The following is an 11,398-nucleotide window of genomic DNA, read 5'->3' on the forward strand; positions in this document are numbered from 1 at the left end:
TGCATATTCCGGCGGGGATCGGTGTGCTGGAAGCGGTGTTTATCGCACTACTGGCTGGGGAGCATACCTCGAAAGGGAGCATTATCGCCGCCCTGCTCGCTTATCGCGTCCTGTATTACTTTATCCCGCTGCTGCTGGCGCTGATCTGTTACCTGCTACTGGAAAGCCAGGCGAAGAAGCTACGGGCGAAAAATGAAGCGGCGATGTGAAGTTTAGTTAAGTTCTTTAGTATCTGCATTTACGACTAATGAAAAAAACGCGTATGCCTTTGCCAGACAAGCGTTATAGCTATCGCGGCAAGTATCCCAAAGAAGCCGATAAAATAGTAATAGAGTGTTAATGCACCTGTAACAGCGCAACGAACCGGACTCCACAACTCTTCACTATGGCATTTCCCCGCCAATTCAAGGAGCTTATTTCGTCCATGCGAGATAATGCCTGACCATAACACAATCATTAAGCAACTTATTACCCAAACGGGTCGTTCACTCATTAATGCGGCATTCATGATGATCACCAGGGCCAACCCTGTCAACGTCATCATAATGATAAAATGGTGAGAACCAGGATCAACATTAAATAATAAACCGGCCAGCATACTGATTAAAAACATCGCGCCCGCAGTGCTGAACACGACGATAATGGCAGGTACAGGAGCTAAACTTGCAACGACAATCGCCACCAAAGAGAGTAAAAACAGATATATTACGCCTGCGATGACGGCATTTATCTTGTTGATATCCTTACTTAAGCCATACATACAAACTAATAATAACCCTATGGCGACATACATTGTTGGTGAATCATATTTGGTTGCCGTAATTTCGAGATACTTAGCTCCCCAGGCCAGTCCTGCGGTTGCCACCAAACCTAAAGCGGTAATGAGCCATATACCGTTTAATATCCTGGTCTCGTGCTGAAAATCTAATTTATTGCTGTTTTGTGAGTATGATTCCATTCTTTTAGTTGTCCTTAGAAAAAATATTAATATTCACCATCAATAAATTTAAAACCACGCATACAAAATACTTTTGTATTTATGGATACGGAAAACGCTTCCGCTCGCCATAAGGCGTATTTTATACCTGGTACTTGTTAAGTGTCGTTTTTAGTAAGAAAAAAAATCCCGACACATGGCCGGGATATTGATGGTGAAAAAGAATTAACGGCGGTTGCCAAAAATTCGCAGCAACATCAGGAACAGGTTGATGAAGTCCAGATACAAGGTTAACGCGCCAAGAATGGAATATTTGCGCAGGTTCGACGTGTCGCGGGTATCAATCTGCTCACCCATATTTTTCAATTTCTGAGTGTCATACGCCGTCAATCCGACAAAGACAATCACGCCGATGTAGGTAACTGCCCACATCAATGCTTCGCTTTTCAGCCAGAAGTTGACCAGCGATGCCAGCACAATGCCGATTAACGCCATAAACAGCATATTGCCAAAGCCACTTAAATCGCGCTTCGTGGTGTAACCGTACAGGCTCATTGCGCCGAACATCCCGGCAGTAACGACGAAAGTACTGGCGATAGAAGCAGCGGTATAGACAATGAATATACTGGAAAGCGTAAGACCCGTCAGCGCCGAATAAAGCATAAAGAGCATCGTCGTTACACCTGCGCTCAGCTTTTGAATCATCGCTGATAACACAATAACCAATGCTAATTGCGCGATGATCAGACCGATTAAAAAGACACGGTTAGTAAACAACAGCTCCATCACGGCCGCGGAATTAGCCGCATACCAGGCAACAAATGCGGTCAGCAACAAGCCAACGGTCATCCAGCCATAGACTTGCGCCATATAAGTTTGCAAGCCAGCCCGGGGTTGTACGATTGAATCAGAACGTGGGAATCTGTCCATGACGATCTCCTGAAGATATAAGGAATATCTTAAGGATACTGCAAAATGATGAGGCTGTGCATCGACGCAGCGTAAACGCATGTACTGAGCGGTGAAATTGCCGGACGCAGCGGTGCCTTATCCGGCTAACAAAAAACTACCAGCGTTTTGCCGCCTGCTGATCGCTCTCCCGGGCTTCAACCCAGCGGTCGCCTTCCGGCGTGGCTTCGCGCTTCCAGAACGGTGCGCGGGTTTTGAGATAATCCATAATAAACTGCCCGGCTTCAAACGCACTGCTGCGATGCGCACTGGTGACACCGACAAAAACGATTTCATCGCCCGGCCATAATTCCCCGATGCGGTGAATCACCGTGACGCGCCCCAGCGGCCAGCGGTTACGCGCTTCATCAACAATTTCTGCCAGTGCTTTTTCAGTCATCCCCGGATAGTGTTCGAGGGTTAATGCTTTGACGCTGTCGCCCAGGTTATGGTTGCGCACCTTACCGGTAAAGGTGACTACCGCACCGTCTTCGTCACGCTCCGCCAGCCACGGGTACTCTTCTCCTACGCTGAACGGCTGCGGGCCGACAACAATTTTGGTTTCTGCCATCTTAACCTCCGGTTACCGGCGGGAAGAAAGCTACTTCGTCGCCGTCAGTCAGCGAATGGTCAAAACTCACCAGCGTCTGGTTAACGGCAGCCAGCAATTTGCCATCCTCCAGCGCCAACGCCCAGCGATCGCTCTGCGCAGCCAGGTGCTGGCGTAACGCTTCAACGGTTGGGAAATCCGCAGCCACTTCGGTTGCATCTGTTCCCACCAACTCGCGCACCTGGGCGAAAAAAAGAACTTTAATCATCCGCTTCCACCTTAAAGTCACCCGACTTGCCGCCGCTCTTCGCCAGCAAACGTACCGGACCAATCACCATATCTTTTTGCACCGCTTTGCACATGTCATAAATGGTCAGCGCCGCCACGGAGGCCGCGGTTAATGCTTCCATTTCGACACCGGTTTTCCCGGTCAGGCGGCATAAGGTTTCTATACGCACCCGATTGTGCTCCGGCTCGGCCTGTAAATTGACTTCAACTTTGCTGAGCATCAGCGGATGACAGAGCGGGATCAGATCCCAGGTGCGTTTTGCCGCCTGAATACCGGCAATACGCGCAGTGGCAAATACGTCGCCTTTGTGGTGGCGACCATCAATAATCATCGCCAGCGTCTCGCTGCGCATGGTGACAAAGGCTTCCGCCCGCGCTTCACGCACGGTTTCCGCTTTGGCGGAGACATCCACCATGTGCGCTTCGCCAGCGGCGTTGATATGGGTCAGTTGCGACATACTTATTTCTTCAAATGTGGATGGAAATTACACGGACGCGTACGGGCATCCAGCTGCGGCGCGATGATATTTTCCCATGCGGTACGGCACGCTTTGGTCGAACCCGGCATGGCGAAAATCAGCGTTTTGTTGGCGACGCCCGCTACCGCACGAGATTGCAACGTGGAAGTGCCAATCTCTTCAAAAGACAACATCCGGAACACTTCACCAAAACCTTCAACTTCACGGTCGAACAACGGCAGCAATGCTTCGGGAGCCTGATCACCTTCCGTCAGGCCAGTACCACCCGTAATCAATACCACTTGTACATCGTCGCTGGCGATCCACGCAGATACCTGAGCGCGAATAGCGTAGCGGTTTTCTTTCACAATGGCTTTATCGACAACGTGATGGCCCGCTTCTTGCGCCGAATCGCGCAGATAGTGACCGGAGGTATCGTCTTCTTCACCGCGACGATTAGAAACCGTAAGAATAGCAATACGGGTCGGGATAAATTCAGTGCTTACCTGACTCATCTGATCTCTCCTTTTGACGTTTTAGCCGCCAATGTACGATAAGTTTTGCGTAATACCGGTGTTGTTTTGATGCAGGAAATGGGTCTGTTTCTTCTCCCGCAGCGCCGCTGAAATACGCGCTTCCAGCGCCTGTTGCTGGGTATCGTCTTCCAGCAGATCGCGCAGGTTAACGCCGCCTTCACCAAACAGGCAGAGATGGAGTTTACCAATGGAGGAAACGCGCAGGCGGTTGCAAGTGGCGCAGAAGTCTTTTTCATACGGCATGATAAGGCCAATCTCTCCGGCGTAATCTGGATGGCAAAAGACTTGCGCGGGACCGTCGCTGCGTTGACGTAATTGGTGGATCCAGCCGCGACGCAGTAGCTCGTCACGCAGAACCTGACCAGAGATGTGATGCTTACGGAAGAGCTCGCTGCCCTCGCCCGTTTCCATCAGTTCGATGAAACGCAGCTGGATAGGGCGATGCTGGATCCAGTTCAGAAAGGTGTCGAGCTGGTGATGATTAACATCACGCATCAGCACGGTATTGACTTTGACCTTCTCAAAACCGGCCTCAAATGCAGCATCAATCCCCGCCATGACCTGGTTGAATTTATCCTGCCCGGTAATAGCGTGAAACTGGCGGGCGTCCAGACTGTCGACACTGACGTTAATGCCAGTAAGTCCCGCATCGCGCCAGTTCGCCACATCGCGTTCCAGACGGTAACCATTGGTGGTGACCGCAATCTGGCGGATAGCGTCGTTTTCCCGCACAGCGGCGATGATATCGGTAAAGTCGCGGCGTAAAGACGGCTCACCGCCTGTCAGGCGCACTTTTTCGGTGCCCAGACTGGCGAAGGCGCGCGTAACCCGGCGAATTTCATCGACGGTAAGAAAGCCTTTATTGGTGACGCCGCTCGGTTTGTAGCCATCCGGCAGGCAGTAGGTGCAACGAAAGTTACACACATCGGTAATCGACAGGCGCAAGTAGTAAAACTTACGCGCAAATGCATCAGTCAGTTGTGAAGCCATGTACACCTTTCCAGATACGGGAGGCGAAGTCATTTCTTCCTTCGCCCTGGTGGCAATCTTTACGAGCATTGTCACGGCCAAAGCACCGTATCAGTTGACCCAGGTGCAGAGGCTAGAGTGTTTAGTGGTTATGCCGATACTAGCGTGTAAATGAGATTTTTACCATCCACACTTTCGCTATGTAATCATGTATATAGCGTCATGATCGTGCTATTTCGCTACAGAATAAGGGAAAATGGCGGTTTTACTTTGATATACATCATCAGGGAGGCATAGCGTGCATCGTCCTTTAGAGGTAGAAGAAAATAGTTTGTATCCTCAATATTGGCAGGTTAATTGCTGTTTCCCCGCAATTTGCGCTACTGTAGCGCGGATAATCTGACTCCAGGAAACTATATGCGCAATCGTACGCTGGCTGATCTTGATCGTGTCGTTGCTCTCGGCGGAGGGCATGGACTGGGACGCGTTCTCTCATCACTTTCGTCTTTGGGTTCTCGTTTAACGGGTATCGTCACCACCACGGATAATGGTGGCTCGACGGGGCGTATTCGCCGTTCAGAAGGCGGCATTGCCTGGGGCGATATGCGCAACTGCCTCAACTAGCTGATAACGGAACCGAGCGTCGCCTCCGCGATGTTTGAATACCGTTTTGGTGGCAATGGCGAACTTTCCGGTCATAATCTCGGAAACTTGATGTTAAAGGCGCTGGATCACCTTAGCGTGCGGCCTCTGGAAGCCATCAATTTAATTCGTAATCTGCTGAAAGTGGATACGCATTTGATTCCAATGTCAGAGCATCCTGTTGATCTGATGGCGATTGACGATCAGGGGCATGAAGTTTACGGCGAGGTCAATATCGACCAGTTAACTACGCCGATTCAAGAGTTATTGTTAACGCCTAATGTACCCGCAACGCGTGAGGCGGTTCACGCTATCAATGAAGCGGATCTCATCATTATTGGGCCTGGCAGTTTTTATACCAGCCTGATGCCAATTCTGCTGCTGAAGGAAATCGCCCAGGCATTACGCCGCACGCCAGCGCCGATGGTTTATATCGGCAATCTGGGGCGTGAGTTGAGTTTACCTGCGGCTAATTTGAAGCTGGAAAGCAAGCTGGCAATTATGGAGCAGTATGTTGGTAAAAAGGTCATTGATGCGGTCATCGTCGGGCCAAAAGTGGATGTCTCGGCGGTGAAAGAGCGGATTGTGATCCAGGAGGTACTGGAGGCCAGCGATATTCCGTATCGTCATGACCGCCAGTTGTTACATAACGCGCTGGAAAAGGCGTTACAGGCTTTAGGTTAACGGAAATCCGAAGGAAAATTCCGGCTTCCTATTGAAGACAAAGTGCGCGTTGTTTATGCCGGATGCGGCGTGAACGCCTTATCCGGCCTACAAACCGCGCAAATTCAATATATTGCGGAGAAAATGTAGGCCTGATAAGCGTAGCGCATCAGGCTGTTTTCCGTTTGTCATCAGTCTTCTTCGCTATCCTGTTACGATGCCGCGATAAACAGCTCACGCAGCTGATGCAACTGGTCACGAATTTGCGCCGCTTCTTCGAACTCCAGATTCTGCGCGTGTTGCATCATCAACCCTTCCAGCTCATGGATTTTCTGCTGCAACGCTTTCGGCGACATATCCATCGGCACATTATCCGGCTCAACAATCGGTCGCGATTTTCCTCTGCCCTTCGCTTTGGTTTTAGCAATGTTCTGCCCCAACGCCAGGATATCGACCACTTTCTTGTTCAAGCCTTGCGGCGTAATGCCGTGTTCCTCGTTGTACTTCTGCTGTTTCTCGCGGCGACGTTCGGTTTCGCCAATCGCTTTCGCCATTGATGGGGTGATCTTATCGCCGTAGAGAATCGCTTTACCGTTAACGTTACGTGCCGCACGACCAATGGTCTGGATCAACGAACGTTCGGAACGCAGGAAGCCTTCTTTGTCAGCGTCGAGGATCGCCACCAGCGAAACTTCCGGCATATCCAGACCTTCACGCAGTAAGTTGATCCCTACCAATACGTCGAACTCACCCAGACGCAAGTCGCGGATAATCTCCATACGTTCGACGGTGTCGATATCTGAGTGAAGATAACGCACGCGCTCGCCATGTTCTTCGAGATATTCGGTAAGATCTTCCGCCATCCGCTTGGTCAGTGTGGTGACCAGTACACGTTCGTTAATTGCCGCTCGCTGACGAATCTCCGAAAGAAGATCATCAACCTGTGTCGCCACCGGCCGCACTTCGATAATCGGGTCAAGCAATCCGGTTGGACGCACCACCTGATCCACCACATCGCCGCCGGATTTTTCCAGCTCGTAATTACCCGGCGTCGCCGAAACATAGATGGTTTGCGGCGCTAATGCTTCGAACTCTTCAAACTTAAGCGGACGGTTATCCAGCGCTGATGGCAGGCGGAAGCCGTACTCCACCAGTGTCTCTTTACGCGCCCGGTCACCGCGATACATGCCGCCAATTTGTGGAATGGTGACGTGAGATTCATCGACCACCAGCAGCCCATCAGCAGGGAGGTAATCAAACAGCGTCGGCGGTGGCTCACCCGGTCCACGACCGGAGAGGAAGCGCGAGTAGTTTTCAATCCCCGAACAGTAGCCCAGCTCGTTCATCATCTCCAGATCAAACTGGGTACGCTGGGTCAGCCGCTGCTCTTCCAGCAGTTTGTTGTTTTCCAACAGCACTTTGCGTCTGGCGGCCAGCTCTTCTTTGATCTCCTCCATCGCCTGTACGATGCGCTCGCGCGGTGTGACGTAGTGCGTTTTCGGGTAGATGGTAAAACGTGGAATAGTGGAAACAATCTGCCCGGTCAGCGGGTCAAATAACGACAATCGTTCCACTTCCTCGTCAAACAGTTCCACGCGAAGTGCAATGTCATCCGATTCTGCCGGGAAGATATCTATCACCTCGCCACGAACGCGGAAAGTACCACGCTGGAATGCTTGATCATTACGAGCGTATTGCAGCTCCGCCAGTCGGCGCAGAATCGCGCGCTGATCGATAATCATACCGACCGTGAGATGGAGCATCATCTTGAGATATAAATCAGGATCGCCCAGACCATAAATCGCGGAAACAGACGCCACCACAACCACATCACGCCGCTCCAGCATCGCTTTGGTGGCGGACAAACGCATCTGCTCAATATGTTCGTTAACCGAGGCATCTTTCTCAATGAAAGTGTCGGAACTCGGTACATAGGCTTCCGGCTGATAGTAGTCGTAGTAGGAAACGAAATATTCCACCGCGTTTTCCGGGAAGAACTCTTTCATTTCGCCATACAGCTGGGCCGCCAGCGTTTTGTTGGGCGCAAGTACCATGGTTGGGCGCTGAAGGTCAGCAATGACATTGGCAATGGTGAATGTTTTCCCGGAGCCAGTCACGCCAAGTAACGTCTGGTGCGCCAGGCCATCTTCCAGCCCCTCTTCGAGACGTCGAATCGCCTCTGGCTGATCGCCAGAAGGTTTAAAAGCGGAATTCAGTTTGAACGGTTTACTCATGAGTCGCTACCTGAAGGAGTTGGGCGGGCAGGTATGTAATTTTACTCGTCGTACTTAATTATGCCAACAAATTATACTGGATAAAAAAACAGTTCATCACCATAATATTTCTGTTACAGCGTAAACTCCGCTGTCAATCATGAGCAAAATTTACTCTGTGGCGAGATAAAACTCCGGCCTTACCGGGTTATCCCCAAAGCAACGGCTTTTTTAACATTTGTCAAGATGAGTGATGACAGTTTTATGGCAAGAGATGCCTGTTCAGTGACTGCCATTGCATTTATCTAACCAGTTAAAAAATAAAAGATATTTCTTTGAGCCGTCTTTAACGCCAATTCGCGTGCAAGCCGCGTATTCTCTCGCTTGCCTCGTGTTTTCTAACTCTAATACACATGGTTATCCACAGGAATAGTGGATAACTGTCTCCAGCCCCTATCCCCCGCCGCCTGGGCAATTCCCACATTCGCCGCATGAGGCGGAAGTAAAATTTTTTTCGTGATTATTTTAGAATTTAATTGGTTAAATTGCAGTCAATCGAAGACGCGATCTCGCTCGCAATTTAACCAAATACAGGATAGCTACAACAAGGCAAGGTTTATGTACTTTCCGGTTGCCGCATTTTCTGGATTTTCTGCAAGCCAGGGGATCTCTCCCAGCAGCGGCGCGGGAATCATGCGGGTGAGCGTGGTCATATATTCAGCGTGACGTTTTCCCGGAGGCGTAACATCGTTCGCCACCCAACCCGCCAGAGTCAGTCCGGCGTGTTGTATTGCCTGCGCAGTCAACATCGCGTGATTAATACAGCCGAGTTTCACACCAACTACCAGTATCACCCGCAGTTGTTCCTGTGTTACCCAATCTGCAAAAGTGAAAGTGTCAGAAAGCGGCGTAAACCAGCCGCCAGCACCTTCCACTAACACCCAGTCAGCCTGTTGTTCAAGCGCGCGTAATCCGGCGCTCATTACCAATGATTCTATCGGCCTGCCCTCTTGCGCGCTGATGATGTGCGGCGAGGTGGGTTCTGCGAAGGTGTAAGGATTTACCGTTGCGTAATCCAGCTGCAGGCTGCTGTTGTGCTGTAACGCCAGCGCGTCACTATTACGTAAGCCTTCCGGGGTCTTTTCGCTGCCAGAGGCGACCGGTTTATAACCTGCCGTCCGATAACCTACTGCCTTCGCGGCTTGTAAAAGTGCACAACTGGCGACGGTTTTCCCCACTTCGGTATCCGTTCCGGTGACAAAATAACGTTTACTCACGAGCAATCACTCCTAAAAAAAGATGATACGTCAGAGGATATCGCCCCTGTTGTTGCGGCCAGGCCAGTTGCAATCGCTGCAATTGCGAACGCGTTAATATTCGCGGGTCGCGCCCTTCATGAAGATGCGTAGCACCGATGCCTTTCAGCGAACGCATGGCACTGAGCGCATCATCAAACCATAGTGTGATGGGCTGAATATGATGTTGATAATGCACGCCGTTCAGCGACTGTTCGATTTCATCTGGCGGTAAAAAGCGATTAGCATGCGGACGCTCGTCCACCGCCTGCCACGCCTGATGCAGTTCGGGTAACGATCCCTGCACCAGCGTGGTAAACGCCACCACGCCTCCGGGGCGCACCACCCGATACAGCTCGCGGAGTGCCGTGGATAAATTACCGCACCACTGCACTGCGAGATTGCTCCATGCAAGATCGAACGTCGCAGTCGCTAACGGCAGGGATTCGATATCTCCCGCCAGATAATGGTCTGCGGCATCCTTCTGGCGTGCCTGAACAAGCATTGGCGGCGAGAGATCTAAGGCCGTCACCTGCGCGTGACGTTCCCGCCAGTGGCGGCTCATCCAGCCAGGTCCACAACCCGCGTCCAGTACGTGGGTGTATTTACGCTGTGGGAGCATTGCCAGTAAGACGTCAGCACTCTGGCGCTGTAGATCTGCGTGTTGCTCATAGAGTGCGGCTGCCCGACCAAATGCCGCTGCAATGGCTTGTTTATTAACCGTTGCCATGCAGCACCTCCAGCAGACGGTCGATATCCTGCATTTCATGAGCTGCGGTTAGCGTTAAGCGCAGTCGCGCAGTACCAGCGGGTACGGTTGGCGGGCGAATCGCCGTGACCCAGCAGCCTTGCTGGCGCAGTTTTTCTGCCAGTTGTAACGCACGGCTGTTATCACCGACGATCAATGGCTGGATGGCGCTGCATGAATCAGCCAGCGTAAACGGCAAATCCTGTACTCCGGCACGAAAACGCGCAATGAGTGACACCAGTTTTTCGCGCCGTGCATCCCCCTCATCACGGCGAATGACCGCCAGTGACGCACGTAATGCCTGCGCCTGAGCGGGCGGCATACTGGTGCTGTAGATAAGGTGGCGGGCGAATTGCAGCAGATAATCCGCCATCGTACTTGAGCAAAGCACCGCAGCCCCACTGACGCCAAATCCTTTGCCAAAAGTCACTACCAGCAATTCTGGTTTTACCTTTTGCAGCCAGCAGCTGCCGCGCCCCTGCTCCCCGATAACGCCCGTGCCGTGGGCATCATCGACCATCAACCAGCCATTGTGCTGTTGCGTTACCTGCTGGATTTCCGCCAGTGGTGCACTATCGCCGTCCATGCTGAACACGCCTTCTGTCACCACCAGTTGCTGCCCCGGACAGGGGGAAGCAAGCAATCGCGCCAAATGAGTGACATCGTTATGAGCAAAACGGCGAAGCTGCGACGGGCTTAAACTGGCAGCTTCCAGCAATGAGGCATGGCTAAGCCGGTCAGCGACAATGCGGTCCTCTTTTGCCATCATCGCGGCAATGACCGCCTGATTAGCGGCAAAACCAGAGATAAATAGCAGTGCCCGCGAATAGCCCAGCCACTCGGCCAGCTCTTCTTCCAGCGCCTGATGCGCAACGCTATAACCGCTGACGTGACCGGAACCGCCGCTACCGACGCCAAATTGCTCCGCACCCTGCTGCCAGGCACGGATAATTTGCGGATGATGGCTTAAACCTAAATAATCGTTACTGGAAAAGTTCAGATACTGGCGATCATCCGCCACCAGCCAGCGTCCGGCTCCTTGCGCCACTGGATAACGGCGACGCAGGGCATCGGCAGCACGCCGCGCATCGAGCGCCGCGTTGATTTTCTCCTGCCAGCTCATAGTGCTGCCGCGTTGTAATATTCGTCAG

11 protein-coding genes, 2 pseudogenes and 1 riboswitch are annotated in these 11,398 nt (G+C 51.8%); of the genes and pseudogenes, 2 read left to right on the forward strand and 11 right to left on the reverse strand.

The genetic code is table 11. The annotated features are described in order from the left end of the window. Nucleotides 1-209 (forward strand): annotated as a pseudogene (locus tag QZF50_RS19980) (UPF0104 family protein); the annotation flags it as partial. 35 nt (nt 210-244) lie between these two features. Here QZF50_RS19980 and QZF50_RS19985 read toward each other — a convergent pair. The 7 genes from QZF50_RS19985 to moaA all read right to left on the reverse strand — a co-directional run bounded on the left by QZF50_RS19985 (nt 245) and on the right by moaA (nt 4,707). Then, on the reverse strand, nt 245-958 hold the full coding sequence (locus QZF50_RS19985) for a Bax inhibitor-1/YccA family protein (protein ID WP_061892223.1): 714 nt from the start codon (nt 956-958) through the stop codon (nt 245-247). Nucleotides 959-1,162: 204 nt separating this feature from the next. Next, nucleotides 1,163-1,867, reverse strand: a complete 705-nt coding sequence (locus QZF50_RS19990) for a Bax inhibitor-1/YccA family protein (protein WP_000373624.1) — start codon at nt 1,865-1,867, stop codon at nt 1,163-1,165. 136 nt (nt 1,868-2,003) lie between these two features. Further along, nucleotides 2,004-2,456, reverse strand: a complete 453-nt coding sequence (moaE, locus tag QZF50_RS19995) for a molybdopterin synthase catalytic subunit MoaE (RefSeq protein ID WP_000852287.1) — start codon at nt 2,454-2,456, stop codon at nt 2,004-2,006. A 1-nt stretch (nt 2,457) separates the two neighbouring features. Beyond that, nucleotides 2,458-2,703: a molybdopterin synthase sulfur carrier subunit gene (moaD, locus tag QZF50_RS20000; RefSeq protein ID WP_000598613.1), complete on the reverse strand. Its 246-nt coding sequence runs from the start codon at nt 2,701-2,703 to the stop codon at nt 2,458-2,460. Continuing rightward, nucleotides 2,696-3,181 (reverse strand): cyclic pyranopterin monophosphate synthase MoaC, encoded by a 486-nt coding sequence (gene moaC / locus QZF50_RS20005; RefSeq protein WP_000080885.1) that lies wholly within the window; start codon nt 3,179-3,181, stop codon nt 2,696-2,698. The genes moaD and moaC overlap by 8 nt, the downstream gene beginning before the upstream one ends. Before the next feature lie 2 nt (nt 3,182-3,183). Beyond that, entirely contained in the window at nt 3,184-3,696 is a 513-nt protein-coding gene (moaB, locus tag QZF50_RS20010) for a molybdenum cofactor biosynthesis protein B (protein ID WP_000084639.1), read from the reverse strand. A gap of 21 nt (nt 3,697-3,717) precedes the next feature. Then, entirely contained in the window at nt 3,718-4,707 is a 990-nt protein-coding gene (gene moaA / locus QZF50_RS20015; protein ID WP_001295301.1) for a GTP 3',8-cyclase MoaA, read from the reverse strand. After that, nucleotides 4,695-4,839: riboswitch (molybdenum cofactor riboswitch) on the reverse strand. It overlaps the preceding gene by 13 nt. Nucleotides 4,840-5,103: 264 nt before the next feature. Here moaA and yvcK point away from each other — a divergent pair. Continuing rightward, nucleotides 5,104-6,012, forward strand: a pseudogene (yvcK, locus tag QZF50_RS20020) (uridine diphosphate-N-acetylglucosamine-binding protein YvcK). 191 nt (nt 6,013-6,203) lie between these two features. Here yvcK and uvrB read toward each other — a convergent pair. From uvrB to bioF, 4 genes are all read right to left on the reverse strand, one after another. Beyond that, nucleotides 6,204-8,225 carry an excinuclease ABC subunit UvrB gene (gene uvrB, locus QZF50_RS20025; protein WP_000042533.1) on the reverse strand — a complete coding sequence of 674 codons (2,022 nt, stop codon included), beginning with the start codon at nt 8,223-8,225 and terminating at the stop codon, nt 6,204-6,206. Nucleotides 8,226-8,803: 578 nt separating this feature from the next. Next, nucleotides 8,804-9,481 carry a dethiobiotin synthase gene (gene bioD / locus QZF50_RS20030; protein WP_061892222.1) on the reverse strand — a complete coding sequence of 226 codons (678 nt, stop codon included), beginning with the start codon at nt 9,479-9,481 and terminating at the stop codon, nt 8,804-8,806. Further along, nucleotides 9,474-10,229, reverse strand: coding sequence for a malonyl-ACP O-methyltransferase BioC (gene bioC, locus QZF50_RS20035; protein WP_000246805.1), 756 nt, complete (start codon nt 10,227-10,229; stop codon nt 9,474-9,476). Before bioC ends, bioD begins: the two co-directional genes overlap by 8 nt. Beyond that, a complete protein-coding gene (bioF, locus tag QZF50_RS20040; RefSeq protein WP_001471254.1) occupies nt 10,216-11,370 on the reverse strand; it encodes an 8-amino-7-oxononanoate synthase in 1,155 nt (384 codons plus the stop codon). The genes bioC and bioF overlap by 14 nt, the downstream gene beginning before the upstream one ends. Nucleotides 11,371-11,398 lie beyond the last annotated feature (28 nt).

The organism is uncultured Escherichia sp., assembly GCF_948475835.1.
Classification (GTDB): Bacteria; Pseudomonadota; Gammaproteobacteria; order Enterobacterales; family Enterobacteriaceae; genus ECMA0423.

Bases quoted from the DNA above. Each gene is read 5' to 3' on its own strand.
- QZF50_RS19985 (WP_061892223.1), bottom strand. From the start codon at position 958: ATGGAATCATACTCACAAAACAGCAATAAATTAGATTTTCAGCACGAG.
- QZF50_RS19990 (WP_000373624.1), bottom strand. From the start codon at position 1,867: ATGGACAGATTCCCACGTTCTGATTCAATCGTACAACCCCGGGCTGGC.
- moaE (WP_000852287.1), bottom strand. From the start codon at position 2,456: ATGGCAGAAACCAAAATTGTTGTCGGCCCGCAGCCGTTCAGCGTAGGA.
- moaD (WP_000598613.1), bottom strand. From the start codon at position 2,703: ATGATTAAAGTTCTTTTTTTCGCCCAGGTGCGCGAGTTGGTGGGAACA.
- moaC (WP_000080885.1), bottom strand. From the start codon at position 3,181: ATGTCGCAACTGACCCATATCAACGCCGCTGGCGAAGCGCACATGGTG.
- moaB (WP_000084639.1), bottom strand. From the start codon at position 3,696: ATGAGTCAGGTAAGCACTGAATTTATCCCGACCCGTATTGCTATTCTT.
- moaA (WP_001295301.1), bottom strand. From the start codon at position 4,707: ATGGCTTCACAACTGACTGATGCATTTGCGCGTAAGTTTTACTACTTG.
- uvrB (WP_000042533.1), bottom strand. From the start codon at position 8,225: ATGAGTAAACCGTTCAAACTGAATTCCGCTTTTAAACCTTCTGGCGAT.
- bioC (WP_000246805.1), bottom strand. From the start codon at position 10,229: ATGGCAACGGTTAATAAACAAGCCATTGCAGCGGCATTTGGTCGGGCA.
- bioF (WP_001471254.1), bottom strand. From the start codon at position 11,370: ATGAGCTGGCAGGAGAAAATCAACGCGGCGCTCGATGCGCGGCGTGCT.